Source organism: Pseudomonas sp. 2835, assembly GCF_050435905.1.
Lineage (GTDB): Bacteria > Pseudomonadota > Gammaproteobacteria > Pseudomonadales > Pseudomonadaceae > Aquipseudomonas.
This window is the reverse complement of record NZ_JBNDLE010000008.1, coordinates 152,157-179,038: the sequence shown is the minus strand read 5'-3', so window position 1 is coordinate 179,038 and position 26,882 is coordinate 152,157. Positions and strand designations below refer to the sequence as shown.

The 26,882-nt window shown below is 57.8% G+C and carries 22 protein-coding genes and 1 pseudogene; 8 read left to right on the top strand and 15 right to left on the bottom strand.

Annotated elements, in window-relative coordinates; translation table 11 throughout:
- Window positions 1–86 precede the first annotated feature (86 nt).
- Window positions 87–974, top strand: a complete 888-nt coding sequence (locus ABIE20_RS14205; protein ID WP_429505605.1) for a LysR family transcriptional regulator — start codon at window positions 87–89, stop codon at window positions 972–974.
- Window positions 975–978: 4 nt separating this feature from the next.
- On the opposite strand, the gene ABIE20_RS14200 is transcribed toward ABIE20_RS14205, so the two are convergent.
- The 3 genes from ABIE20_RS14200 to ABIE20_RS14190 are packed head-to-tail and all read right to left on the bottom strand — an operon-like array spanning window position 979 to window position 3,992.
- Complete coding sequence (locus tag ABIE20_RS14200) at window positions 979–1,797, bottom strand: sulfite exporter TauE/SafE family protein (RefSeq protein WP_429505604.1); 819 nt, start codon at window positions 1,795–1,797, stop codon at window positions 979–981.
- Entirely contained in the window at window positions 1,794–3,071 is a 1,278-nt protein-coding gene (locus ABIE20_RS14195) for an NAD(P)/FAD-dependent oxidoreductase (protein WP_429505603.1), read from the bottom strand. Before ABIE20_RS14195 ends, ABIE20_RS14200 begins: the two co-directional genes overlap by 4 nt.
- Window positions 3,072–3,107: 36 nt before the next feature.
- Window positions 3,108–3,992 carry an MBL fold metallo-hydrolase gene (locus ABIE20_RS14190; RefSeq protein ID WP_429505602.1) on the bottom strand — a complete coding sequence of 295 codons (885 nt, stop codon included), beginning with the start codon at window positions 3,990–3,992 and terminating at the stop codon, window positions 3,108–3,110.
- Between the two features lie 239 nt (window positions 3,993–4,231).
- On the opposite strand from ABIE20_RS14190, the gene ABIE20_RS14185 reads away from it, so the two are divergent.
- The 3 genes from ABIE20_RS14185 to ABIE20_RS14175 all read left to right on the top strand — a co-directional run bounded on the left by ABIE20_RS14185 (window position 4,232) and on the right by ABIE20_RS14175 (window position 8,040).
- The gene (locus tag ABIE20_RS14185) at window positions 4,232–5,545 is read left to right on the top strand and encodes a sigma-54 interaction domain-containing protein (protein WP_429505601.1); all 1,314 of its coding nucleotides are present in this window, start codon (window positions 4,232–4,234) and stop codon (window positions 5,543–5,545) included.
- A 156-nt stretch (window positions 5,546–5,701) separates the two neighbouring features.
- Window positions 5,702–7,135: a DUF3300 domain-containing protein gene (locus ABIE20_RS14180; RefSeq protein ID WP_429505600.1), complete on the top strand. Its 1,434-nt coding sequence runs from the start codon at window positions 5,702–5,704 to the stop codon at window positions 7,133–7,135.
- Window positions 7,136–7,149: 14 nt separating this feature from the next.
- Window positions 7,150–8,040, top strand: coding sequence for a DUF2950 domain-containing protein (locus tag ABIE20_RS14175; RefSeq protein WP_429505599.1), 891 nt, complete (start codon window positions 7,150–7,152; stop codon window positions 8,038–8,040).
- Between the two features lie 459 nt (window positions 8,041–8,499).
- Here ABIE20_RS14175 and ABIE20_RS14170 read toward each other — a convergent pair whose 3' ends face one another.
- From ABIE20_RS14170 to dnaA, 12 genes and pseudogenes are all read right to left on the bottom strand, one after another.
- Window positions 8,500–10,872 carry a TOTE conflict system archaeo-eukaryotic primase domain-containing protein gene (locus ABIE20_RS14170; RefSeq protein WP_429505598.1) on the bottom strand — a complete coding sequence of 791 codons (2,373 nt, stop codon included), beginning with the start codon at window positions 10,870–10,872 and terminating at the stop codon, window positions 8,500–8,502.
- Window positions 10,873–11,329: 457 nt separating this feature from the next.
- Window positions 11,330–11,947: a hypothetical protein gene (locus tag ABIE20_RS14165; RefSeq protein ID WP_429505597.1), complete on the bottom strand. Its 618-nt coding sequence runs from the start codon at window positions 11,945–11,947 to the stop codon at window positions 11,330–11,332.
- Window positions 11,948–12,002: 55 nt separating this feature from the next.
- A pseudogene (gene tnpC, locus ABIE20_RS14160) lies at window positions 12,003–13,580 on the bottom strand (IS66 family transposase).
- A gap of 61 nt (window positions 13,581–13,641) precedes the next feature.
- The gene (gene tnpB, locus ABIE20_RS14155; RefSeq protein WP_429505596.1) at window positions 13,642–13,977 is read right to left on the bottom strand and encodes an IS66 family insertion sequence element accessory protein TnpB; all 336 of its coding nucleotides are present in this window, start codon (window positions 13,975–13,977) and stop codon (window positions 13,642–13,644) included.
- Window positions 13,974–14,306 carry an IS66-like element accessory protein TnpA gene (gene tnpA, locus ABIE20_RS14150; protein WP_429505595.1) on the bottom strand — a complete coding sequence of 111 codons (333 nt, stop codon included), beginning with the start codon at window positions 14,304–14,306 and terminating at the stop codon, window positions 13,974–13,976. Before tnpA ends, tnpB begins: the two co-directional genes overlap by 4 nt.
- A 455-nt stretch (window positions 14,307–14,761) precedes the next feature.
- A complete protein-coding gene (locus ABIE20_RS14145) occupies window positions 14,762–15,391 on the bottom strand; it encodes a serine/threonine protein phosphatase (protein WP_429505594.1) in 630 nt (209 codons plus the stop codon).
- A gap of 38 nt (window positions 15,392–15,429) precedes the next feature.
- Complete coding sequence (locus ABIE20_RS14140) at window positions 15,430–16,131, bottom strand: hypothetical protein (protein ID WP_429505593.1); 702 nt, start codon at window positions 16,129–16,131, stop codon at window positions 15,430–15,432.
- Between the two features lies 1 nt (window position 16,132).
- The gene (locus tag ABIE20_RS14135) at window positions 16,133–16,927 is read right to left on the bottom strand and encodes a MarR family transcriptional regulator (RefSeq protein WP_429505688.1); all 795 of its coding nucleotides are present in this window, start codon (window positions 16,925–16,927) and stop codon (window positions 16,133–16,135) included.
- Window positions 16,928–17,567: 640 nt separating this feature from the next.
- Window positions 17,568–19,985, bottom strand: a complete 2,418-nt coding sequence (gene gyrB, locus ABIE20_RS14130; RefSeq protein ID WP_429505592.1) for a DNA topoisomerase (ATP-hydrolyzing) subunit B — start codon at window positions 19,983–19,985, stop codon at window positions 17,568–17,570.
- Window positions 19,986–19,989: 4 nt separating this feature from the next.
- Window positions 19,990–21,093: a DNA replication/repair protein RecF gene (recF, locus tag ABIE20_RS14125; protein ID WP_010222707.1), complete on the bottom strand. Its 1,104-nt coding sequence runs from the start codon at window positions 21,091–21,093 to the stop codon at window positions 19,990–19,992.
- Window positions 21,094–21,112: 19 nt separating this feature from the next.
- A complete protein-coding gene (gene dnaN, locus ABIE20_RS14120; protein ID WP_038997897.1) occupies window positions 21,113–22,216 on the bottom strand; it encodes a DNA polymerase III subunit beta in 1,104 nt (367 codons plus the stop codon).
- Between the two features lie 40 nt (window positions 22,217–22,256).
- Window positions 22,257–23,774 (bottom strand): chromosomal replication initiator protein DnaA, encoded by a 1,518-nt coding sequence (gene dnaA, locus ABIE20_RS14115; protein WP_093377769.1) that lies wholly within the window; start codon window positions 23,772–23,774, stop codon window positions 22,257–22,259.
- A gap of 592 nt (window positions 23,775–24,366) precedes the next feature.
- Here dnaA and rpmH point away from each other — a divergent pair.
- The 4 genes from rpmH to yidC are packed head-to-tail and all read left to right on the top strand — an operon-like array spanning window position 24,367 to window position 26,842.
- Entirely contained in the window at window positions 24,367–24,501 is a 135-nt protein-coding gene (gene rpmH / locus ABIE20_RS14110) for a 50S ribosomal protein L34 (RefSeq protein WP_002551315.1), read from the top strand.
- Between the two features lie 13 nt (window positions 24,502–24,514).
- The gene (gene rnpA, locus ABIE20_RS14105) at window positions 24,515–24,919 is read left to right on the top strand and encodes a ribonuclease P protein component (protein WP_213604342.1); all 405 of its coding nucleotides are present in this window, start codon (window positions 24,515–24,517) and stop codon (window positions 24,917–24,919) included.
- Window positions 24,912–25,157: a membrane protein insertion efficiency factor YidD gene (gene yidD / locus ABIE20_RS14100; protein WP_080764817.1), complete on the top strand. Its 246-nt coding sequence runs from the start codon at window positions 24,912–24,914 to the stop codon at window positions 25,155–25,157. The genes rnpA and yidD overlap by 8 nt, the downstream gene beginning before the upstream one ends.
- Window positions 25,158–25,159: 2 nt before the next feature.
- The gene (yidC, locus tag ABIE20_RS14095; protein ID WP_429505591.1) at window positions 25,160–26,842 is read left to right on the top strand and encodes a membrane protein insertase YidC; all 1,683 of its coding nucleotides are present in this window, start codon (window positions 25,160–25,162) and stop codon (window positions 26,840–26,842) included.
- Window positions 26,843–26,882: the final 40 nt, after the last annotated feature.

Below are 26,882 nucleotides of genomic sequence, written 5' to 3'. Positions count from 1 at the left end.
AATTTCGGGATGAAAACGTTAGATTTCACTCAAGTGCTGTGCGTTTTAACACAACGTCCGTGAACACCTGATTCACAAGGAAAAGCATGTTCGACTGGAATGATCTGCGGTTTTTTCTCGAGTTGCAGCGCAGCGGCCGGCTGCTGACTGCGGCCAAACGCCTGAACACCACCCACAGCACCGTGGCCAGGCATATCGACAGTATTGAACAGAGCCTGGGCACTGCGCTGTTCGTTCAACACGCCCAGGGCTATGAACTGACGCCCTCCGGCCAGGCCCTGCTCAAGCACGCCGAAGCCATGGAAAACGTCGCGCTGCTGGCCCAGGAAGAGATCACCCAGGCCATCACCCCGCTGGGCAAGATTCGCCTGGGGGTGACCGAAGGCATCGGCATCATGTTCTTCACTCCGCGCATGGGTAGCCTGTTCGAACGCTACCCGGGCCTTGAGGTGGAGCTGGTGGCGGTACCGCGCTTTGTCAGCATCCTCAACCGCGAAGCGGAGATCAGCATTCACCTGGAGCGGCCCAACGCCGACCTGTTGATAACCCGCAAACTCACCGACTACCGCCTGGCGCTGTACGCCAGCCCCGAGTACCTGGCCCAGGCGCCAGCGCTCAATCACCGTGAAGACCTGGCCAAGCACAGCTGGATCGGCTACGTAGACGACCTGCTGTTCAGCCAGGAGCTGCTGTTTTTGAACAGCTTCTGCCGGGCGCCCAACGTGGTGTTTCGCAGTACCAGCGTGATCGCCCAGCAGCAGGCGGCCCGCGCCGGCCTGGGCATTGCCGTGTTGCCCAACTACATGGCCCGGCACGATCCGGCGCTGGTGCGGGTGCTGCCCAGCGAGACCATCCAGCGCAGCTACTGGATCTGTACCCGCCGTGAGCTGCACAAGTCGGTGCGCCTGCGCGTGGTCTGGGATTTTCTCCTGGCCCTGTGCGCGCAGGAGCAGGATGCCTTGCTGGCGGAGTAGGGCATCAGCTACCCAGGGTTTTGACTGCCAGCAGCAACGCCGCGCAGATACCCACACCCGCGAACATCTGCTGCAAGCGTGGCCCGGCCAGTTTGCTGGCGACCTGACGCGCCAGCAGCAGCCCGAGCACCGCACCGCCGGCAAACGGCGCGCCCACTGACCAATGCATTACGCCACCAATGGTGGCGCTGACTACGCTGCCGGTCGACACCAGGGCGATCACCGCCAGTGAAGTGGCAACGATGCTCTTCATGTCCAGGTTGGTGTAGCGGCTCAGCGCCGGGATTATCACAAAGCCGCCGCCAACACCGAGCAACCCCGACAGCAAACCGGACAACGCGCCGGTAAAAGCCAGGGCGCGGGCGCAGGGCAGGGTCCAGCGCAGGCGCCCCTGCAAGGGGTTGAGCACGCAAGGCATTACCATGCGCTGGCCTAATGGCGGCTGGCCACGGAGTTCGCGGTGGGCCTTGAGCAGCATGCGTGCACAGGCGTAGACCAGCACCAGGGCAAAGGTCAGTGCCAACGGCCCGTTTGGCAAGCGATGGGCGAGCATCAAGCCGAAGGGCGCAATCGCAATACCGATCAACGCCACAAACAATGCCGCGCGATAACGCACCAGACCTTGGCGCAAGCCCAACAAGGCACCCACCGCCGCCGCCATGCCGACGGCCAGCAAACCGACTGGCGCCGCCTCGACCATTGACAACCCCAGACCGAATACCAGCAAGGGCACGGCAAGGATGCCGCCGCCGGCACCGGTCAGCGCCAGCACCGCACCAATGATCGCGCCCAACCCTGCAGCAAGAAATTGATGCTCGATCACCGCAGGCCCTCGGCGGCAGCCCGGGGCTTGGCCAGCCACTCGCGGCCCTTGAGCATGCAACGCCAGTAAAGCGGCGGCAGGATCTGCGCCTTCAATAGCCAGGCCAGGCGCGTCGGCCGGCGACCGTCGAGCAGCCAACGGGGGAAACTCGGCGCCAGCTTGCCGCCATAGGTGAACTCGGCGAGGACGATCTTGCCGCGCTCGACGGTCAATGGGCAGGAGCCATAACCATCATAGTGGGCGAGGTTGGGCAGACGCCCCAATGCCACCAGCACATTGTTGGCCACCACCGGCGCTTGCTTGCGTGCAGCTGCCGCAGTCTTGGCGTTGGTGGTGTTGATGCCATCGCCCAGAGCGTGGATGTTGCTATAGCGTTTATGACGCAGGGTAGCCGGGTCGACATCGATCCAGCCGGCCTGGTCAGCCAGCGGGCTGTTGCGAATGAAATCGGGCGCAACCTGCGGCGGCACCACATGCAGCATGTCGAAAGGCTGCACCCGGGTTTCGCTGCTGCCATCGGGCAGCGTGCGCACAAAGGTGGCGCGCTTGCCTGGTCCATCGACCGCCACCAGGCGATGAGCGTATTGCAGGTCTACCGCGTACTTGTCGATGTACTCCATCAGTGCCGGAACATAGTCGGGCACCCCGAACAGCACGCCACCAGCATTGAAGAACTGCGCCTGGATGTTGCCCAACCGACCGTTGCGCAGCCAGTGATCACACGACAGGTACAGGGCCTTTTGCGGCGCGCCGGCACACTTGATCGGCATCGGTGGCTGGGTGAACAGCGCCTGGCCTTCACGCAGGTTCTGCACCAGTTGCCAGGTGTAGGGCGCCAGGTCGTAGCGGTAGTTGGAAGTCACGCCGTTGCGCCCGAGGGTCTCGCTCAAGCCTTCGATGGCATCCCAGTCGAGCTTCAGCCCCGGGCACACCACCAACTGTTCGTAACTGAGCAGCCGGCCGTCATTCAGCGTCACCGTTTGTGCCTGCGGGTCAAAGGTCTCGACTCGCGCCTTGATCCACTGCACACCGCCGGGAATGGTCGAGGCCATGGTGCGCGCCGTCGAAGGCGCCTGGAAGATTCCGGCACCGACCATGGTCCAGCCCGGTTGGTAGTAATGCACATCGGCAGGGTCGATGATCGCGACATCCAGCGAAGGGTCGCGGCAGATCAAGCTGGAGGCGGCGGCGATACCGGCAGCACCGGCACCCACAATCAGCACTTTATGGTGGTCGCCTTTCGGCACCTCGGCAGGGGAGGGTTGAGCATGCATGGCAGGGTCCTTCTAATAATAATTCTTGGGTGAAGCTCAGAGCACGTTGAGCGGGATCTTCAGGTAGCGCACTCCGTTGTCTTCAGGTTCGGGCAACTGGCCGCTGCGCATGTTGATCTGCACCGAAGGCAGGATCAGCACCGGCATCTCCAGGGTGGCGTCGCGGGCTTCGCGCATGCTGACGAAGCTGTCTTCGCTGATGCCTTCACGGATGTGGATGTTGCTGGCGCGCTGTTCGGCCACCGTGGTCATGTAGCGCAGTTCGCGGCCACCCGGCAGGTAGTCGTGGCACATGAACAGGCGCGTCTCGGCGGGCAGGGCAAGGATGCGCTGGATCGAGCGATACAAAGTGCGCGCACTGGCGCCAGGGAAGTCGCAACGGGCGGTGCCGTAATCGGGCATGAACAGCGTGTCGCCGACAAAGGCGATGCTTTGCCCGTCGACCTCCACTACATAGGTCATACACGCCGGTGTATGCCCAGGGGTGTGTAAGGCTCGCGCCAGCAGGGTGCCGATAGTGAAGGGTTGTTCATCGTCGAACAGCACATCGAACTGGCTGCCGTCGCGGGCGAAGCCTCCATCGGCATTGAACAGCGCGCCGAAGACTTTCTGCACCTGGGTGATCTGGCTGCCAATGGCAATCTGGCCGCCCAGGGCCTGCTTGAGATAAGCCGCCGCAGACAGGTGATCGGCGTGTACGTGGGTTTCCAGAATCCACTGAACTTTGCCGCCCAGTTCGCCCACCCGACCAATCAGCTTGTCTGCCGAAGCACTGCTGGTGCGCCCGGACTTCGGATCGTAATCCAGCACACTGTCGATCAAGGCACAGTCGCCGCTGCTCCGGTCCATCAGCAAATAGCTGATGGTCGAGGTGACACTGTCGAACAGTGCCTCCACATACAAGTTGCCGCCGATGATCATCTACTACGCTCCGAATTCATCACAGGTGCCAGGTATCAAGCCTTACTGGCAATGGGCAGGCTGTCATCAAGATATGTGCCACTGAACAGGTAGGCTGTTTCCCAATGTTTGCGGGCTGCGCAGAGAAAATCGCTGCCAGACTGACAGCATAGTTGGCAGTGACATGGCAGCACCTGGCAGTTTTTGGCAGTCCCTGGCAGCTTCAGTTAAGCTTTGCCCGAGCTTGCCCAGGTGTCGCCATGTCCTTCTCTTCCGCTGTTGCTCCTCATCCTGCCGTGCAGGCCTTGGTGTCCTACCTCGAACACGACGCCCAGCCGACCATCGTGCTCGACACCGACTACAACATCCTTGCCGCCAACGGCGCCTACCGACGCCAGTTCGGCATCGATGGCCAGCCGCCTATTGGCGCCAAGTGTCACCGAGTCTCCCACCACTATGCCGTGCCTTGCGACCAGGCCGGTGAACACTGCCCGATGCGCAAGGCCTGGGACAGCCGGTTGCCCGAGCGCGTGCTGCATGTGCACCACACCCCGCGCGGGCCTGAGCATGTGGATGTCGAGTTACGGCCGATCCTTGATGAGCTGGGTGAGGTGGTGGCTTTCGTCGAACGACTCACCAGCATCACCGTCGCTTCCGCCCAACCTCAGCAACAAGGGCTGGTCGGGCGCTCACCAGCGTTCAAGGAAGCCTTGGCCAGCCTGCAACGTGCTGCCCCCGCGCAAATCCCGGTGCTGCTGCAAGGTGAATCCGGTACCGGTAAGGAACTGTTTGCCCGTGCATTGCATCTGGGCAGCCCAAGAGCCAGCGGCCCCCTGGTGGTGGTCGACTGCACCGGCCTCACCGAGTCGTTGTTCGAGAGTGAATTGTTCGGCTACGAGAAGGGTGCCTTCACCGGCGCTCATCAGCGCAAGATCGGCCTGGCGGAAGCGGCCCATGGCGGAACCTTGTTCCTCGATGAAATCGGCGAAGTACCGCTGGCGATGCAGGTCAAACTGCTGCGTCTGATCGAATCCGGAAGCTTTCGCCCGGTTGGCAGCTTGCGCACGGTTCACTCCGATTTCAGGCTGGTCTCGGCCACCCACAAACCGCTCAAGGAAATGGCCGCGGCGGGTACCTTCCGTGAAGACCTGTACTACCGCATCAGCGGCTTTCCGATCCGCCTGCCGGCATTACGTGAGCGGGTCGATGATTTGCCGTTGTTGATCGAGAGCCTGTTGCAACGAATGGCAGGGGCGTCGGCTCCTCAGGTCGACCCACACGCCATGGATCGGCTGAGCTTGTACGCCTATCCCGGCAATATTCGCGAGCTGCGCAATATCCTTGAGCGGGCGCGGCTGTTCGCCGATGACGGACTGATTCGCGCCGAACATCTGCCCGCAGAACTGGGTTCGGTACTTGAACCTACGCCAGGCATGAGCCGCCGCAGCAAAGACAACCTCGGGCAACTGGCCCAGGCCCTGGACAGCTTCAATGGGTCACGCAGCGAGCTGGCGCGCCACCTGGGCATGAGTGAACGCACCTTGTACCGTCGCCTGCGCGAACTCGGGCTTTGAGCCTGGCGCAGAAACTACAGACCCCGGCTTTTTCTTCTACGCTGAAACTGCTCACCCGCTGCGGATCGCTTTCCATGCGTCGAGTACCGAGTCGGTAAAGCAGGTGCCAAGGCGTCTGAGGTACCGCTCTGTCTTTTCTGCTACAGGAGCATCGTCATGTCTGCCTACCTTCACAGGGCGATCCTGCTCACCATCGCCACGCTCGCGCTGCTTGCCTGTTCCGACGAGGATGCGCAACCTAGGGCATCGGGCACCGCGCCCGCAACGGCTGCTCCGGCTGCACCGACTGCACCGGCTGCTCCGACGGCGCCAAGCGAGGCGGTGTTCAGCACCGAACAGCTTGATCAGATGCTTGCACCGTTAGCGTTGTATCCGGACGCGTTACTCGCTCAGGTGCTGATGGCCACCACTTATCCCGGCAATGTCGCCGACGCAGTTGCCTGGTCCAAGGCGCATCCGAACGTCAGCGGTGATGCCGCGGTCAAGCAGGTCGCCGACCAGCCTTGGGACCCCAGCGTGCAATCCTTGGTGGCTTTTCCGCAGGTGCTGGCGACACTTGGCCAGGACCCGGTCTGGGTGCAGCGAGTGGGCGATGCCTTTCTCGCTCAGCCCGATGCGGTGATGAATTCGGTTCAACGCCTGCGCGCCAAGGCCAAGGCTGCCGGCCACCTCGAGTCCAACGATCAACAGACCGTTGTCGTACAACCAGCAAACGCGCCCACAGGCGGCACGACCACGGTGGTGCAAGGTGCCGCGCCGGCACAGACCATCGTTATCCAGCCGACCAATCCGCAGGTTGTATACGTCCCAAGCTATAACCCCTCCGTGGTGTACGGCAGTTGGTCCTCGCCTTCCTACCCACCGGCGTATTATCCGCCGCCACCAGGGTATGCCATTGGCACGGCGTTAGCCTCCGGCCTGGCTTTCGGTGCTGGCGTGGCGATCGTCAATTCACTGTGGGGGGATTGCGACTGGGATGATCATGATGTCGATATCAACGTCAATCGCTACAACAATATCAACAACGTCAACCGCAGGCTCGATGCCAACCAGAACACCTGGCGCCATAATCCTGCGTATCGCGACGGCGTCCCGTACCGCGACCAGGCCAGTCGAGCCCAGTTCGACAGACGCTTACCCGGCAGTGCAGAACGCACAGCCTACCGCGGTGACACCCCGGCCCGGGTCGAAGATCGCGCGCGAGCCCGTGAAACCCTGGCACAGCGCGGCATCGAAGCACCGGCAACCAGCAACCTTGAAGCCCGCCAACGGGCGCAGAGTGCCGACCGCCAACTGAAAAATGACGGTCAGGCCCGCCAGCGGGCACAGGCGCCACAGAAGAGCCGCCAGCCTCAGCAGACGGGGCGCAACCAACAAGTACGCCAGCAAGCCCGTCAGCAACATGTTAGCGCCCAGGCACCGCGCAACAATGCGTTGGCCGGTGTGCGCAACCCTTCGCAGTCACGCATCGCGAGCAATCGTGGCCAGGTCAGCCAACGCAGCGCCAGCCGACCATCTGCAGCCGCTGCGGGCCACCAGGTACAACGACCCGTGCGGATGCAATCCGGCGGTGGCGGCCGTCGCCGTTGAGAGGAGAGTCAGTCATGAATGCTGCGAGCCGAATTGTGCTGGTTCTGCTGCTGTGCTGGACGTCCAGCAGCTACGCCCAGAAACATTTCCCAAACCCGGAGGCCGCCGCCGAAGCACTGGTGCAGGCGCTTGGTAGCGAGAAGGCCGATAGCCAACAGTTGGCGAACTTGCTCGGCAAAGACTGGAAGAGTTACATCCCGACCAAAAACGTCGATCGTAAAGATGTTGATACCTTTCTCGCCCTCTACAAGCAAAAACATCAGTTTCAGTCCAACAGCCCGGAACGTACACATCTGGTCGTCGGCGACACGCCCTGGGTCTTGCCAATTCCCATCAAGCACAGCGCTAGCGGTTGGACATTCGACACCAAAGCCGGCGCCGAAGAAATCCGCCAGCGCCGCATCGGACGCGACGAACTGGCGACAATTCAAGCGGCACGTGCCTATCACGACGCGCAGATGGATTACGCCGAGATTGATCGCAATGACGATGGGGTCCTCGAATACGCGCAGAAGTTCATCAGTAGCGACGGGCAGTTCGACGGCCTGTACTGGCCGGAAGAGGGCGGTGTCGAAGAAAGTCCGCTCGGACCGCTTTTTGGAGATACCGCGACTGGCGACGACTGGCACGGCTACCACTATCGCATCCTCACTGGCCAAGGCCCTTCGGCGCCGGGCGGCGCCTATGACTACATGATTGGCGATCGCATGACGCGCGGTTTTGCCGTGATCGCCTGGCCAGCGGACTACGGCGACACTGGCGTGACGAGCTTCATGATCAGCCACGACGGCGAACTGTTCGAGAAAGACCTCGGCCGTGACAGCGCCAAGCAAGCTGCTGCGATTACGCGTTTCGACCCCGACAGCAGTTGGAGCGAAGTAAAGGACGAGGAAGGTGAGCGCTGATCCGAGCAGCTTAAAACATGGAAATCAACGCCAAAAAAAGCCCGCGTGAGCGGGCTTGATGATGTTGCTTTTCTGTAACCTACACCTGATGTCGATGGGCACATTAATTGTCCTGGCTACCCACGGTTGAATGGGGGTTCCACGTGGAACATGGGCACAATAAGTGTCGCATCTGAAACCTAATTGGTGTCGTATTGCGATTTCCTGACCCTATTAAATGTCGTTTCCGAACCAGCCTCCTCACGTTACTGAAAATGCCTACTGGCTGAATCCAGAGCCCGAATCCAAAAGGACGGCGGGTGCGTAATGCGCATCAAGCAATCAGGTAGCCACAGGCCTCCTCCCAGCACGCCGAAAGATGCCTACACCAACGATGGAGGAACGACTTTCACCAGAAGAAATTACGCCACTATAACCAGTCCCCCAGCATCGGAATAGGCATAGATCCCAGCTCCCTAGCTAGAGCAGTTTCATAGTGGCCAGAGTGTCCGCCATCCGGTAACCCATCGTCTTGTAGCCAATTTTTCGCTTTTCCCACATTCGCATTAATGCGACGTTGCCCTCATCAACAAAATCGATGACTTGTACATCCGTCTTGGCAGTGTGCGCTCGATGCAATCGACCGGTGTATTGCTGGAGGATTCCCCGCCAGGAAATAGGCATAGCCAGCACAAGAGTATCCAATGCAGGATGATCGAAGCCCTCACCAATCAGTTTTCCGGTAGCAAGAAGCACCCGAGGCGCGTCCTCAGACAAGGACTCAAGCTCTCCAAGCCGAGCTAACCGCTGCTTCTTGGGCATTCGTCCATGGAGGGTGAAGAGGTTTTCGACATGCGCCTTCAGTGCGTGCTCTAGAGTATCCACATGCTCAGTGCGTTGTGTCAGCACAAGAACTTTTCTACCTTGCTCATACGCCGAGCGAACGTTCGAAACGATCTGCGCGGTACGCCCCGTGTCATCAGCAAGATTTTTGAAGACCTCTTGTATCCCTGCACCGTCAGGTACAGGAACCGGACCTGCTAGCATCCGAGGTATGACTGACAAATCGTGGGGAGCGCTTTCTGGTCGAGCCGCAGTATGCCGAATGGGGCCGCACTGCATGAAAATGATTGGCTGCTGCCCGTCTCGGCGGATGGGTGTAGCAGTCAACCCAAGCACATAGCGCGCAGGTGCGCTCCGCAGTAATGCTTCGAAAGAGACCGCCGAGAGGTGATGGCACTCATCGACAATGATCTGACCGTAATTCTTGATCAGATCACTGATTTCACCTTTCCGCGAAAGCGACTGCATCACAGCGATGTCGATCCACCCAGTTGTCTTAGGCTTTCCACCGCCTATCGTACCGACGACCTCTTTGCCTACGCCCAAGAAGGTCTGTAAACGAGCTTGCCACTGTCGAAGCAGTTCTGTGCGGTGCACAAGCACCAGCGTGTTAACTCCACGCGTCGCGATTAGTGCGGCAGCGGTTACTGTTTTGCCAAACGCTGTGGGGGCGCATAGTACCCCGGTGTCGTGTGGCATCAGAGCGTGGATCGCCGCGTCCTGGTCTGGACGTAAAGTACCCAGGAAATTAACGTCGAGGGTAACGCCAGCAAAGCGTTCATCCTGTAGCTGCGGAGTGATTTTGTACTCTTTTAACAGGTCCTGTACCGCATCCCAGCAGCCGCGAGGAATCCCAATATGCTGAGGGAAATTTTGAGCGCAGCCAATGACTCTGGGTTTGTTCCATACAGATAGGCGCATGGCTTGCGCCTTGTAAAAGTCGGGATTTTGAAAAGCAGCGAGTCGGATTAGCTGGTTGGCCAAAGGCTGAGGCAGTTGAGATTTTTCAAAGTAAATCAGGTTTGCCTGCGTGACGCTAAGGGTCGCTGGCAAAGGGCAGGTCAACGACCGGGACGTTGGCTCGCGTTGTTTCCAAGGCTCGGCTTCGTTCTGCTCATCGACAAAGGCAACACCTAGCGGGTCGCGATTGCCCATCGCTTGACTGATAACCGGCTGGATGCTTTCCGGACTCATCCGTCGAACAGACGCGAGGAATGCCCATTGATCGGAATACGGTTCCAGCGTGTCATCGACAAAAACACTGTGGTTGTTAGCCCTGGCTCGTTTTTGCAGTGGCAGAGCAATCAGATTTCCGAACCCACCCTTGGGCATATAGTCCTGATTGGGGAAGAGCCGGTCGTACGAGCTAAGTGATAGTTGTCGGGTGCGCTCGCAAGCATGGCTGATGATCGCGGCACCCAAACGGCGAGCATCGCTCGCGGACACTTTGTTTTCGAAGAAAATCCAGACATGCGCCCCATTACCAGAACGCGAGATTTCCAGCGCCACGGGAACATCGAGAGCGCGGCAAGCATGCACAAACGCCAGTGCATCCTCCCGCCAATCAGCTTCATCGAAATCGACAGCAAGGAAGTGACACGTATCATCCGAAAGCAACGGATAGACCCCAGCCACAATGGCGCCTGCCAGGTGGCGATAAATGACCTCGTCGGTCACCGGTAGTAGCTGACGTTGTCCACAATCACTGCATTTGATGCGTGGCTTTTCGCAAATTCCGGGTCGCCATTCATTGGCACAGGCCGGTGCGTAGCCAGACTTGCCGCCTCTACCTTCCCACCGCAACGAGTAGGTGTCGATGCGGCCTTTGAACAAGCTACGGAAAAGAGCGAGCTTGCCGTCAGTATCAAGGTTTGAGGGTGGCTTACTCTCCCCAACCGGGATACATATAGGCTCAGCTGGAAGCTGCCACTCAACGCCATGCGCTTCAAGCAAGGCTATAAGTCGCGCATTCTCAGCCCGTAATCTTGCCACCAGTGTGGAATCGGTCACCGCTTAGAAGCCTCTGCCGCTGAAGAGGTCGCAAACCTCGTAGCTTGTAGGCTATCAGTGTGTGACAGAGGGCATCAAACGGTCAGCAATTTCTTGTTGCCAATCTTGAACGTGCTGTCTACCAACGACGTGGGTATTTTTCGTCGCGAGTTTCTTCAATTGGGCGCCTCTGCGAACCGCCTATCGATGGATTTCGACGAGGTGAGTTGCTTGGCGTCTGCACACCAAGAGGAAGGCGATTGGGCAGAGCGTCTGTCAATCCGATGGACTCTTCAAGATGCTAGGGGAAATATGCGTGGGTGATAGTCTGACAACATTGTTCATTGGTTCCCGGTTTTGCGGAAGCTGTTTCAGGCAAAAACAGAGAAAGAGTTTGATGATTGTAAGCGGATGGCGAACACATCTTTACTTCGCCCTCTCATCGATCCGCTTCCACTGCTAGTAAAACTTCGTCTCGCTAAGAGGTGTGCATAGGTCGTGGGAGCGATGCGATCATTTGATCAAAGGCCGCTACCGCATATCTGCCATCAAGGCTTTTCAAGGTCGGCATTTCTGAAGGAAAACCGAATCGCACTCTGCCGGGAAGCACTTCATCTATAGCCGAGTACCAGGTCAGCAGAGCTTGTTGGAGGCGCACGTGTAGCTCGAATCTACTCCGTCGGCGGGTGGTGTCGGCTTTGGCTTGCTCGCGCGCGAGCTGAGGATCTATGCGGCCAACAAGGTAACAGTCAGCAAAGCCAATACGTCCTTGTGCGATCGTTTCTCTTGTGGCGTCCAACTCTATTCGCCAGTCGTGTTCGCTCGCCTCGCCGATCTGCCAAAGACTCCAAATGTAGTGGAGCTTGAGGGGGTCACTGTCACACAAAGCCCACGAAGAAATGTCCTCCATGGCCAGCGCCGTTTGCCAGCGATCCACGTTTCGCTCTGCCCAAAAAGCTGCTGCTCCGGCTGGATCCTTTATCCGATCCGGCTCGTTTTCAAAACGGCCGTTTTCAGGAATGACATGTTGCCCTCCATGCTTAGCGCACCAAGTGGTTTTCCCGCTGGCGCTGATACCTTCAACAACCAAAATCATCGTTATGACTACTCCGTTAATTGCGCCCTCCTTATAAGCTAAAAGCATCGGGGGCTTACGTGGTTTCTGCCCCCACCCACTGATGCGGAAGCAGTTGCCCGATCTCACTCGCCCGCTGCGTCGGCAGGCGCGTGAGGACGTCCTTTAAGTAAGCATACGGATCATGTCCATTCAGCCGTGCAGACTGGATCAAACTCATGATCGCCGCCGCCCGTTTTCCGCTGCGTATCGACCCAGCGAAGAGCCAGTTCTTGCGTCCCAGAGCCCACGGTCGGATCTGGTTCTCTGCCCAATTATTATCAATGGGTACAGCCCCGTCATCGAGGTAGCGCGACAGCGCTGCCCAGCGTTTCAGGCTGTAATCGAGTGCTTTGCTGATGGCTGAGCCTTCGGGCACAAGATCGCGCTGGGCGATCATCCAGGCATGCAGCATGTCCATCACCGGGACGGCTTTTTCCTGCCGTATTTGGCGTCTTAAGTCCGGCTCCAGGACGCGTGCTTCGCGTTCAATGTCGTACAGTAATTGGATGTAGCGCAGGGCCTGTTCGGCGAGCATGCTCTTGTTGGTGGCGTGCAGTTCGAAGAACCTACGCCGGGCATGGGCCATGCACCCGATCTCGGTCACGCCGAGTTCAAAGCTGGCCTTGTAGCCGCCAAAATCATCGCAGACCAACTTACCTTTCCAGTCTTGCAGAAAGTTGCGAGCATGCTCTCCGGCACGGCTGAGGCTGAAGTCGTAAACGACCGCCGCCAAGTCCGAGAACTGGCTGATGGCGTAGGCCCAGACATAAGAACGGTGGGTTTTCTTCGTACCCGGCGCGAGCATCTGCACGGGTGTTTCATCCGCATGGATAACCTGTTACCCGAGCACTACGTCGCGTAGCGCGTCGACTAGAGGCTGTAACTGCACGCCGGTTGCGCCCACCCATTGAGCCAAGGTTGAACGTGGAATAGCCAAGCCCGCTCGACCGAAAATGGATTCCTGACGGTAAAGCGGAAGATGGTCGGCAAACTTGGCGATCATGACGTGGGCCAGCAACCCGGCGGTCGGGATACCCTTGTCGATGACCTGCGCCGGAACGGGTGCCTGAATTAGCGTTTCGCAGTCATCGCAGACCCATTTGCCACGAACATGGCGCTCGACGGTGAACACGCCGGGCGTGTAGTCCAGCTTTTCACTGACGTCTTCACCGATGCGCTTGAGGACGCATCCGCATTGGCAGTGAGTATTGTCCGGTTCGTGATGGATCAGCGTGCGTGGAAACTCAGCCGGTAATGCAGTGCGTTTGGGCTTCTGCTTTTTCTCGGTCGCCGCTGGCGCGGTTTGCAAGGCTTGAAGCTCGGCTTCAATCGCTGCGATATCGGTGTCGATCAGGTCATCGAGCAAGCTGGCCTGCTCGGGATTTATCTGCTCACTACGCTTGGCAAACTTCAAGCGCTTGAGCTGTGCGATTTCGTGGGTCAGTTTCTCGATCACCGTTTGGTCGCAGTTGATCTTCTTGCCCATGGTCTCGACCGTCTTGCCCAGTGTGTCGACTTGATGGTCGAGCGTCTCGACACGCTGCATCAACTGCGCCGCCAAGGCGCGCAGTTGTTCAGGGGTCAGGTGATCGAGATTGAGGGGCGAAATCATGGTGCCGATTTTGCCAGAGCAGGCAATTTGCGGCGATAGGTCAATGGGCTAATGGCAGCCGTTAAAGCAGTGTGATCGAACCTCCAGAACCTGCACGTTGCCATGGCAGACCCAGCACCAATGCCTGAAGCTGCTCGGTATCCAGTTCCATTTCAGAGCCATGACGAATGCCAGGCCAGTGAAATTTGCCTTGATTCAATCGGCGAGCAGCCAGCCAGATCCCGAAGCCGTCATGCACCAGAACTTTCATCCGAGAGGCGCGGCGGTTTGCGAACAAATAAGCACAGTGCGGCTTCGCCGCACCGAACACGGCAATCACCTTGGCTAACGCGGTTTCGGTGCCTGCGCGCATGTCCATCGGCTCGGTCGCGAGCCAGATGGAGTCGATGCGAATCATCGCAGGAGGTCTCGAAGAAAGGTCGTGCAGGCAGCAGCATTTTCAGTTGGCCAGTTCACTTTGACGGTGCCGCGCGGGTGCTGGACTTCAACGCAGATATTCGATGATGCTGCGTGCGAGTTTGCCCCGGCCAGTTGCAGGGGGAGCGGAATAAATGCAGGTTGCAGCGCCGTACTTTTCTGCGCGTGTACCCGAATCCATTTATGGACGAGGTTTGCATTGAGGCTATGGCTGAGTGCGATGCTGGCAATCGAAGCGCCGGGCTGGGCGCACTCTTGAATGACCTGAGCCTTGAAGGATTTGGAATAGGAACGGCGTGTTGGCTGCATGAAATACCCGCTTAAAAGGCTAGAACTGGTGCCCACTTAAATTTAAGTGCACACCATGTCTTGGCTTTGCGGGGCTGGGTAGATGACTTGGCCGGACGGTTACTGATGATTTTCTGGATCGTCACTTCGAGGAGTGTGTGCAGCGAATGGAGGCTGAGGCACGCCACTTGACGGTAGATGATGAAGAAAAACTGGCCGCATTCTTGGCTGCCGCATTGAGCATGCCGGGCCTTTCTGTAGTGCGCGAGGGTTACAGCAATGGTCGCGTTGACCTGACTATCAAATCGGAGAGCATGCAGTTATCTGAGCGACGTTTGGCCGAAGCAAAGACCTGGAGTTCGGCGTGCACAGCACTACGACGACTAGGCGACGAGCTTCAGGCGAGGGAACATGGCCACAAATCGTCTGGGATAGTGGAAAGTACCCGATTCACACAATAGCTGGCTCTGCAGGCCTCACAGCCTAACGTCAATCCAAGTGACATCATCGCTCACAACAGCAATGTCACCAGCTGGCTCATTGATCGCAGCAGCTTGTTGCGATTCAGTGAGCTCAGCCCAGAACCCATCAGTGGCGAAGACAAAACGAGTCCCAGCCGGTGCCAACTGGCGTACAAAGTCTGGATTCGGAGCTCGGGTTGCCCTGAGGCTGCGGGTAACCAGGTTGCGTGCAGGATCAAGCGCCAATTCGCGGTGCGCTCGGTCCCGTTTCCAGTTTGCTTTGCAGTGCGGAGGAGTAAGCCATTCGATTTTGCCATCGCTTCCAGCTATCCCACAGGCGCAATCACCTTCATACGCGAGGGTGAGTTGGCCTTGCGATGCGACACCAATCAGGTAGCTCGTGGTTCCAGTCTGGTTGGTGAACAACTGCCGGTGCATATCCATCAGAATGCTGTTGAGCAACTGTTCGACCAAGTCTGGGCTGGAGTCCTCTGCGCCCAGGGCAATACGGCTCTGATAGGCCCTGATCACACCCTGAGCCAAGCCTTGAGCAAGCTGGCCGCTGCCCGGCTTCGAGGTGCCATCCATAATGACGAAAAAGCCTCGTGTTCCATCGATTTCCGCGACTGCGAAATCGTGGTTCACTGCTCGCTCATGCCCTTTTACGGTCCTCGTTTGATATCTCATGCGAGCGCGCTCAGGTCCTTCATGCGTTGATGAATGAGCTTGTCACGCCCAGGGTTCGCCCGAACAGAGCCTGAGCTCTCAATTGCATAATCGATACCGCTGAGTTTTGCCAAGGCGCCGATACCCGCGGCAATGTATTGCCTGAGTTCTTCGCTGGCTTCACTGACCTCCGCCAATAGCTCTTGGCGTCCGTCAAGCAGGATGATGATGTCCTCTACGTCTTTGTGGTACGGGTCGCCTTCACCTCGGCCACTGAAGGCTTCGAGCTTCGTTGCCAAGAAATACGCTGGCTTGAAGATTCGAATTGTCCGGCCGCTAGGAAGCTCGAATGGTACCGCCTGAACCAGCCCCTCCACGTACCAGCGGTTTGCGTAGCCGAGAATCGATGCGTCGCTTGGCATCACATCGACGATGACATCGTTGAACCTGAACCGGCAGTTCACGTCATCGTCACCAGTGATCTTGAAGCCCTTTGCTGCAAGGCGCATTGTGAGCTTTTCCCAGGCAGAAATGCCTGCGAGCTCGATAACCAGGTCGACATCGTCGGTGAATCGGATGTCGTCCAGCACTGCGCTATCGGTAACCAACATAGCGGTCGTACATCCACCGACAAAGGCGCACTCAGCGAGAAACTCGTCGCCCAAACCATCAGCCACAAACGAGATAAGCTCGTAGTTATGGTCCGCATTCGATGCCATATTACTTCAACCCCATCCCTGCCTTCAGTATGTTGACAGCCACGCCACATTCCCTCGGGCCGCCAACGCGGATCGCGTCTACAAGCGCGAGATAATGATAAAGGGTCCTGTCTTTTTTTACTGCTTCGGGCACTGTCTTGTAGAGGGGCTCAATCGACTGGCCCCGCTCGCTGCCCAGCGGGTCGGGCCAGACGGGTATCAGTCCGCCTGCACTTTTTAGACTTTTCGAAAGGGCTGGCGCAGCAAAGCCTGTAGGGATGCCACGGACAATCGCACCTGGCTTGACGGGGAAAAAGTATTTCAGCGCATGCTCGGTAATCTTGAGCAGCTCGCGGCAATTCACCTTTGGGAGGCCGGTTTCATAATCATTGGTAAGAAGTCCGGCATTGCGGCAACGCACCATGGCGTTAGAGACTTCACTTTTACTGAGGCCAAGCGATGCAGAGAGCGCCCGCAAGGAATATTTTTCGTTCCAGCTCGTTACCGGCGTCGACGGCACCACATCCGACCAGCCCTCCCATCGATCGGAGTCGCCCATTGGCGCATCGAGTTCTTGCGGCCGAAATTCCGTGTCTTCGTCACTGACCGGTAGCTCAGACAACGCCCGACCGACCGGACCGCCGGCAACCATTAACCCACGGATCTCTGGCTTCAGCATATTCTTCACTAGCTCAGAGGTGGATTCAGATTCCATACGCCCAAATAGGTTTTCCTCTTGAGCGTGAAGACTGGTCATTTTGAAAAGCAGCAAAATGTCTTGACTCTTCATAACGGCCTCTTCTCCACCCGTCCACATTCTATAAATCATGGACACTATTCTGTCGGTGCGCATTCAATAGTCAAGAAAAATCTCTGTTTTAGCCCTGAAAGCAGTAGCGATAAGTCGTCCAACGCGCACGCGCTAGGAGTACCACGCTTGAATGCACTCCACTTCATCCGAAAAGATAAAAAATGTTGACTACTAGAAACCACATAAAAAGCAATCGTCCACGTTCCATGAAATGTGGATGATTTCTTTGTAGTAAATCTCTCACAGTCAAGTAAATATGGGCCGTTGATGCTGGCGGAGCCCAGGGAGGAGGAAGAAAACAAGGGGTTCCCGTGACGCCCTAAAGTCACATGGATACGGAGCACGGTGAGGAGAAGCAACCTCCAATCTAAACCCAAATCACCTTTCCGTGCTTGAGCCAAAAATGAGACTTGCATCAGCAAGGAAAACCCGTAAGTCTGGATAGTATTTGAAATGACCCTGAGCCAATGGAACATGCTCCTCACTAGGCTGCCGGCTTTAGGGAGAGAAGGGCTGGCACAGAAATTTCAGGCAAAAAAAAAGCCCGCGAGCGCGGGCTTTGACGATGACCGGAGGAGACGTGCCACTGGGCCGGCCGGTCATCTATTTGTTAAAACTGGCAGCTTCTTTGTGAACCTACACCTGATCAGAAGTCCAGGTTGGACACCGCCAGGGCGTTGCTCTCGATGAACTCACGACGAGGCTCAACGGCGTCGCCCATCAGGGTGTTGAAGATCTGATCGGCAGCGATCGCGTCTTCGATGGTCACCTTGAGCATGCGGCGCACGGTTGGGTCCATGGTGGTTTCCCACAGCTGATCCGGGTTCATCTCACCCAGACCTTTGTATCGCTGGATGGTGTGACGCTTGGTGCTTTCGGTCATCAGCCAGTCCAGTGCTTCCTTGAACTCGGTGATGGCTTTTTTACGCTCGCCACGTTGCACGTAGGCGCCTTCACCCAGCAGGGTAGTCAGCTGTGCACCAAGGGCGGTGACGGTGCGGTAGTCGTTACTGCCGAAGAAGTCACGGTTGAAGGTGACGTAGCTGGCCAGGCCGTGGGAGGTGATTTCCACTTCCGGCAGCCAGACGTTGCGCTCTTTGTCTTCGCGCAGGCTGGCCTTGTACAGCAGGCCGGACTTCTCGCTGGTACGCAGGCGCTCTTCGAACTTGCCCAACCATTCCTGCATGGCAGCGTGGTCGCCCAACTGCTCCAGCGATACCGCCGGCAGGTAGACGAAGTGCTCGGTCAGCTCCTGCGGGTACAGGCGCGATAGACGCTTGAGGGTCTTCATCACGGTACGGAATTCGTTGACCAGACGCTCCAGCTCAACGCCGGAAACAGGTGGTGCGGACTCGTCCAGGTGCAGGCTGGCATCTTCCAGGGCCGACTGGGTCATGTACTCTTCCATGGCGTCGTCGTCTTTGATGTACTGCTCTTGCTTACCTTTCTTGACCTTGTACAGCGGCGGCTGAGCGATGTAGATGTAGCCACGCTCGACCAGCTCCGGCAACTGACGGAAGAAGAAGGTCAGCAGCAAGGTACGGATGTGCGAACCGTCGACGTCAGCATCGGTCATGATGATGATGTTGTGATAGCGCAGCTTGTCGATGTTGTACTCTTCGCGGCCGATACCACAGCCCAGCGCGGTGATCAGCGTGCCCACTTCCTGGGACGAGATCATCTTGTCGAAGCGTGCTTTCTCAACGTTGAGGATCTTGCCCTTGAGCGGCAGGATCGCTTGAGTCTTGCGGTTACGACCTTGCTTGGCCGAGCCACCCGCGGAGTCACCCTCCACCAGGTACAGTTCGGAAAGGGCAGGGTCCTTCTCCTGGCAGTCCGCCAGTTTGCCCGGCAGGCCGGCGATATCCAGCGCGCCTTTGCGGCGAGTCATTTCCCGCGCTTTACGTGCAGCTTCACGAGCACGCGCGGCGTCAATCATCTTGCCGACAACCGCCTTGGCTTCGTTCGGGTTCTCCAGCAGGAAGTCGGAGAAATACTTGCCCATCTCCTGTTCCACGGCAGTTTTCACTTCCGAGGACACCAGCTTGTCTTTGGTCTGCGAGCTGAACTTCGGATCCGGCACCTTCACTGAGATGATCGCGGTCAGACCTTCGCGGGCGTCATCGCCGGTGGTCGAAACCTTGTTCTTCTTGGCCAGGCCTTCCTGCTCAATGTAGTTGTTCAAGTTACGGGTCAACGCCGAGCGGAAACCGACCAGGTGGGTACCACCGTCGCGCTGCGGAATGTTGTTAGTGAAGCACAACAGGTTCTCGTTGAAACTGTCGTTCCACTGCAGGGCGATTTCCACACCCACGCCGTCTTCACGTTGAACGCTGAAATGGAATACCTGGTTGACCGGGGTCTTGTTGGTGTTCAGGTACTCGACGAACGCTCGCAGACCGCCTTCGTATTTGAAATGTTCTTCTTTGCCCGAGCGCTCATCCTTCAGCAGGATGCCGACGCCGGAGTTGAGGAAGGACAGTTCACGAATCCGCTTGGCCAGGATGTCCCAGCTGAAGTGGATGTTCTTGAAGGTTTCAGCCGATGGCTTGAAGTGGATGTGGGTACCGGTGGTTTCACTTTCACCCACGATTTTCATCGGTGCTTGCGGAACACCGTGGACGTAAGTCTGTTCCCAGATTTTGCCACTGCGGCGAACAGTGAGGATCAACTGCTCGGAAAGGGCGTTAACCACCGACACACCTACACCGTGCAGACCGCCGGATACTTTATAGGAGTTGTCGTCGAACTTACCGCCGGCGTGGAGGACGGTCATGATGACCTCAGCAGCGGATACGCCTTCCTCTTTGTGCACGTCGACCGGAATGCCGCGACCGTTGTCGCGAACACTGATGGATTCGTCCGGGTGAATAATTACGGTGATGTCATCGCAGTGGCCGGCGAGTGCCTCGTCGATCGAGTTATCGACCACCTCGAACACCATGTGGTGCAGGCCGCTACCATCATCGGTGTCGCCAATGTACATACCGGGACGCTTGCGCACGGCATCTAGCCCTTTCAGCACCTTAATGCTGGAGGAGTCGTACGTTTGATTTTCGCTCATGCCTTCACTCCCGATGGTCGTGGGTCTGGGTGATACGGCCCTGTTCCACGTGGAACAAAGCAACTGGCGTTTCCGTCTGCCAGCCTTCCCTCAATAATTCTTGATCTACACAGGTAATAAACACCTGGCAGCGTAAGTCTTCCAACAAGCGACAAAGTGCGCGGCGGTGCTGGTCGTCGAGTTCCGACGGCAAGTCATCCACCAGATAAATACATTGGCCGCGACGCGCCTGGCTAACCAGATGGCCTTGGGCAATACGCAATGCACAGACCACCAACTTTTGCTGGCCGCGAGACAAAATGTCAGCCGCGTTATGGGCGCCGAGTCTCAGGCGCAGGTCTGCACGTTGTGGGCCGGCCTGGGTGTGGCCCATGTGCTGATCACGTTGCAAGGAGGAGGCGAGCACTTCACTGAGTTCGCGATCCTTGTCCCAGCCACGGTAATAGCTCAGGGTCAGCCCTTCGAGCTCGACCAAATCGCTCAGGGTTTGCTCAAAGACGGGCTTCAAGGCCTTGATGTAGTTGCGACGGTATTCATCTATTTCCGCACTGGCCAGGCACAGTTCCCGGTCCCAAGCCGCTTGCGAAACAGCGTCAAGTGTACCATGCCGCAACCATGAGTTCCGCTGCCGCAAAGCCTTCTGCAGGCGTTGCCATGTGGCCATGAAGCGGGGTTCCACGTGGAACACACCCCAATCGAGGAACTGCCGGCGTATTTTCGGTGCTCCTTCGAGCAGACGAAAGCTGTCCGGGTTGATCAGTTGCAGCGGCAGAATCTCCGCAAGCTGCGCGGCGCTACGGGCGTTCTGCCCGTCGATGCGAATAGTGAACTCACCTTGCCGATCCCGCGAAATTCCCAGGTTGCTCGAACCTCCTTCGCTTAATTCGACCTGGCCGAAAACGGTACAAGCCAATTGCTCATACTGAATGACCGGAGTCAGACGAGTACTGCGAAAGGAGCGGGCCAGGCCCAACAGATGAACGGCTTCCAGCACGCTGGTTTTACCGCTGCCGTTGGCGCCGTACAGGATATTGATGCGGGGGGAGGGAGAGAAGGTCACCGGGTGCAGGTTACGCACCGCGGTGACAGAAACGCGACTGAGGGACATCTAGAGTCTGCTGGACAAATTACAGACGCATCGGCATGACAACGTAAGCGGAGTCGTCGTTGTCAGCTTCCTGCAGCAGGGCACTGCTGTTGGAGTCCGACAGGATCAGACGAACCTGCTCAGTAGTCATGACACCCAGGACGTCGAGCAAGTAGCTGACGTTAAAGCCGATTTCCAGCGAGCTACCGTTGTACTCAACGCTGATTTCTTCTTCCGCTTCTTCCTGCTCAGGGTTGTTGGCCTGGATCTTCAACTGGGCATTTGCCAGTTGCAGACGGATGCCGCGGTACTTCTCGTTGGACAGAATTGCGGTACGGCTGAAGGCCTCGCGCAGTGCCTGACGGTCACCGACTACCAGCTTGTCGCCGCCCTTGGGCAGCACGCGCTCATAGTCCGGGAACTTGCCATCGACCAGCTTCGAGGTGAAGGTGAACTCACCGGTGGTGGCGCGAATGTGGTGTTGGCCCAGCACAATGCTGACCATGCCATCCGGCTCGGTGAGCAGGCGCGCCAGCTCGAGGATACCTTTGCGCGGCACGATGACCTGGTGGCGATCAGCCTGGCCGATATCAGCACGCATCGAGCACATGGCCAGACGGTGACCGTCGGTAGCGACAGCGCGCAGGGTGTCGGTGGACACTTCCAGCAGCATGCCGTTGAGGTAGTAGCGCACGTCCTGCTGGGCCATGGCGAAGCTGGTGCGCTCGATCAGACGGCGCAGGCGGCTTTGCTCCAGATTGCAGGTCAGCGAGCCCGGACCTTCTTCCACCGTCGGGAAGTCGTTGGCTGGCAGGGTCGACAGGGTGAAGCGGCTGCGGCCAGCCTTGACCACGAGCTTCTGCTCATCGAGCTTGATGTCGATCAGCACGTCGTTGGGCAGGCTTTTGCAGATGTCCATCAGCTTGCGCGCCGGCACGGTGATTTCGCCTGGCTCGGCCGGCTCTTCCAGTTGCACACGGCCTACCAGTTCCACTTCCAGGTCAGTACCGGTCAGCGACAATTGCTGACCCTGTACCACCAGCAGTACGTTGGACAGTACCGGCAAGGTCTGGCGGCGCTCGACGACGCCTGCGACCAGTTGCAGGGGTTTCAACAGGGCTTCGCGTTGAATGGTGAAATGCATGGTCTAGTCCCTTGCCTTTAATAAGCTGCGCTGACGTTCATCAAGTCGTCAAAGTCCGCAGCAGGTTCTTGTAGTCCTCGCGGATATCCGCGTCGGATTCCTTGAGTTCGTTGATCTTGCGGCACGCATGCAACACGGTGGTGTGATCGCGGCCGCCGAAAACGTCGCCGATTTCCGGCAGGCTGTGGTTGGTCAGCTCTTTGGACAAGGCCATGGCGACCTGCCGCGGACGGGCTACCGAACGCGAACGACGTTTGGACAACAGATCGGAGATCTTGATCTTGTAGTACTCGGCAACGGTGCGCTGAATGTTATCCACACTCACCAGCTTGTCCTGCAGTGCCAGAAGATCCTTGAGCGATTCGCGAATCAGCTCGATGGTGATGTCGCGGCCCATGAAGTGCGAGTGAGCGATCACCCGTTTCAGGGCGCCTTCGAGTTCACGCACGTTCGAGCGAATACGCTGGGCGATAAAGAAAGCAGCATCGTGCGGTAGGTCGACCTTGGCCTGGTCGGCCTTCTTCATCAGGATCGCTACCCGGGTTTCGAGCTCCGGAGGCTCTACCGCAACGGTCAGGCCCCAGCCGAACCGCGACTTCAGGCGCTCTTCCAGGCCTTCGATCTCCTTCGGATAACGGTCGCTGGTCAGGATGACCTGCTGGCCGCCTTCGAGCAGGGCGTTGAAGGTGTGGAAAAACTCTTCCTGGGAACGCTCTTTACGGGCAAAGAACTGAATGTCATCGATCAGCAGCGCATCGACCGAACGGTAAAAGCGCTTGAACTCGTTGATGGCATTGAGCTGCAGCGCCTTGACCATGTCGGCGACAAAACGCTCGGAGTGCAGGTACACCACCTTGGCATTCGGGTTCTTCTTGAGCAGGTGGTTACCCACAGCGTGCATCAAGTGAGTTTTACCCAGGCCCACGCCGCCATACAGGAACAGCGGGTTGTAGCCATGCTTGGGGTTGTCGGCAACCTGCCAGGCCGCAGCGCGGGCCAGCTGGTTGGACTTACCTTCGACGAAGTTCTCGAAGGTAAAGGTGCGGTTCAGGTAGCTGGTGTGCTTGAGCGCACCCTCGACCTGGACGGTGCGTTGTTCGGTACGACCACTTGGCGCCGGAGCGGCATTGGCCTCGCCCATGGAATCGAAGCTGTCACGCGAAGGCGCTTGCTCGACTTCAGCTACAGGTGCCGGTGCTGCAACAGGTGCGGCTACCGGTTCGCTGACCACTGCGGTTTGTGCAGCCTGGGCCTGGGATGCGGCGACAGCCGCGGCGAGCGGTGCGTTGGGTGCGGCACGCGGCGCCGAACTACGTCTGCTGCCTATTAATAAGGAAAGGGCAGGCGCAATACCGTTGCCGTGTTCACCCAGCAGCTCGAGCAGACGGCTCAGGTACTTTTCATTGACCCAGTCGAGAACAAAACGGTTGGGCGCATAGACGCGCAACTCGTCGCCTTCGGCTTCGACCTGTAGCGGACGGATCCAGGTGTTGAATTGCTGGGCAGGCAGTTCATCGCGCAGAAGCTCCACGCACTGCTGCCAAAGTTCCACTGACACGGATATCCCCTGAGTTGAAAGCCGGTGAGGCAAAAACAAGCGCCCATTGTACCCAGCGCCAGCGCAGTTATCCACATGCAGGTGCGTCGAGGGTGGCGATAAATCAGCAGTTTACTGACCAAAATGTCGTTTAGGGCTTGTGAATAAGCCCTGTGGATAACCACGCCTGAGGTCTTTGCACAACTGGGGGTCGAAATCTGTTGATAACCTGCCTGTGGATAACAGCCCATTTGATCCACAGCTTTTCCGAGGCTACAGCACAGTCAGAGCACCTCTTCTCGACAGACTTTCTTTTCTCTGTACATGAGGTATTTAAAGGGCTGCAGCTTGTTATCCACAGAAATCGTCCACATAAGCTTTACAAGATTCACTAAAAAGCTTTAAATAAGTCCTCTCTTTTTTTCTATGTTTAAGAGATCCGTTACTCGCTACCTGTCAGCCCGCTCCGACCGATCCCCCGAATGAAGCCGATTTTCCGTTTATAAGGAAAAGCTGGTTGGAAATTGACCTACGGCCCTGCTTTCTCTAGAATCGCCGGTCTCTTAAAACGGGGGCCATTCCGGCCCGTTGTCGACGAACCAGGTAACACGCCATGAAACGTACTTTCCAACCAAGCACCATCAAGCGCGCTCGCACTCACGGTTTCCGTGCCCGTATGGCCACCAAGAACGGTCGTGCCGTTCTGTCGCGTCGCCGTGCCAAAGGCCGTAAGCGCCTGGCAGTTTGATTTTTCGGCACTGGTGGTGAGTCAGGACTTCAGTCGGGAAAAGCGTCTGCTTGTTCCCCGACACTTCAAAGCGGTCTTCGACTCCCCAACCGGCAAGGTTCCAGGGAAATGCCTGCTGATCCTTGCTCGCGAGAACGGTCTTGATCATCCCCGCCTGGGGCTTGTGATCGGGAAAAAGAGCGTCAAGCTCTCCGTTCAACGCAATCGCCTGAAACGCCTGATGCGCGATTCGTTTCGCCTGAACCAACATTCGCTTGTTGGTTGGGATATCGTGATCGTCGCGCGCAAAGGGTTGGGCGAGATTGAAAACCCAGAATTGCACCAACATTTTGGCAAGCTCTGGAAGCGCCTTGCACGCAGTCGGCCCGCTCCAGTGGTTAACACCGACTCTGTGGGGGTAGACAGTCAAGATGCGTAAACTGGCGCTCGTTCCGATCCAGTTTTACCGTTATGCCATTAGTCCACTGATGGCCAGTCACTGTCGTTTCTACCCCAGTTGCTCCTGCTATGCGTACGAAGCCATCGAAACACATGGCCTTTTACGCGGCGGGTGGCTTACCGTTCGTCGCCTGGGGCGTTGTCATCCGTGGAATGCCGGTGGTTTTGACCCGGTTCCACCTGCCTCCTCTTCCCGTACTTCTTCGATAGCCGAGTAATCATGGATATTAAACGCACGATCCTGATCGTCGCCCTGGCAATCGTGTCCTATGTCATGGTCCTTAACTGGAACCAGGACTATGGCCAGGCTGCCTTGCCGACTCAGAATACTGCTGCCAGCAACGTTGCCCCGGCCCTGCCGGACACCGCGCAGGCCGGTAACACTGGCGCCAGCGCCGATGTACCGAGCGCCAACGCTGAATCCAGCCCAGCAGAACTTGCCCCGGTAGTGGTCAGCAAGGACCTGATTCGGGTCAAGACTGATGTCCTCGATCTGGCTATCGATCCAAACGGTGGTGACATCGCACAGCTGACGCTGCCGAAATACCCACGCCGCCAGGACCATCCGGACATTCCGTTCCAGTTGTTCGATAACGGTGGTGAGCGTACTTACCTGGCACAGAGCGGTCTGACTGGCGCCAACGGACCTGATGCGCGTTCGTCTGGCCGTCCGTTGTATGCCGCTGATCAGAAAAGCTACCAACTGGCCGATGGTCAGGACCAACTGGTCGTTGACCTGAAGTTCAGCGATGCCGGCGTCAACTACATCAAGCGCTTCAGCTTCAAGCGCGGTGAGTACGACCTGACCGTCACCTACCTGATCGACAACCAGAGCGCACAGCCCTGGACCGGTAACCTGTTCGCGCAACTCAAGCGCGACGCCAGCTCGGATCCTTCTTCGAGCACCGCAACCGGTACCGCGACTTATCTCGGTGCGGCCCTGTGGACAAGTTCGGAGCCCTACAAAAAGGTGTCGATAAAAGACATCGACAAGGGAAATCTGAAAGAAAATGTTACCGGCGGCTGGGTAGCCTGGCTGCAGCACTACTTTGTAACTGCCTGGATTCCGAACAAGTCTGAAAACAACATCGTTCAGACCCGTAAAGACAGCCAGGGCAATTACATCATCGGTTTCACCGGCCCGGCGTTGAACGTTGCCGCTGGCGGTAAAGGCGAAACCAGCACCATGCTGTACGCCGGCCCCAAGATCCAGGAGAAGCTCAAAGAGTTGTCCCCAGGTCTGGAACTGACCGTCGACTACGGCATCCTGTGGTTCATTGCCCAGCCAATCTTCTGGCTGCTGCAACATATCCACAGCCTTCTCGGCAACTGGGGCTGGTCGATCATTGTCCTGACCATGCTGATCAAAGGTCTGTTCTTCCCGCTGTCGGCTGCCAGCTACCGTTCGATGGCGCGCATGCGTGCCGTGGCGCCAAAACTGGCAATCCTCAAAGAGCAGCATGGCGATGACCGGCAGAAAATGTCGCAAGCCATGATGGAGCTGTACAAGAAAGAGAAGATCAACCCGCTGGGCGGCTGCTTGCCGATCCTGGTGCAGATGCCGGTCTTCCTCTCGCTGTACTGGGTTCTGTTGGAAAGCGTCGAGATGCGTCAGGCGCCGTGGATGTTCTGGATCACTGACCTGTCGATCAAGGATCCGTTCTTCATCCTGCCGATCATCATGGGCGCGACCATGTTCATCCAGCAGCAGCTGAACCCGACTCCGCCGGATCCGATGCAGGCCAAGGTGATGAAGCTGATGCCAATCATCTTCACCTTCTTCTTCTTGTGGTTCCCTGCAGGTCTGGTGCTGTACTGGGTTGTGAACAACTGCTTGTCGATCGCACAGCAGTGGTACATCACCCGCAGCATCGAAAAGGCTACCAAGAAAGCCGCTGCTTGACGGGTTAGCCAGCTAACCTGTGGATAAACGCCCCCTCGTG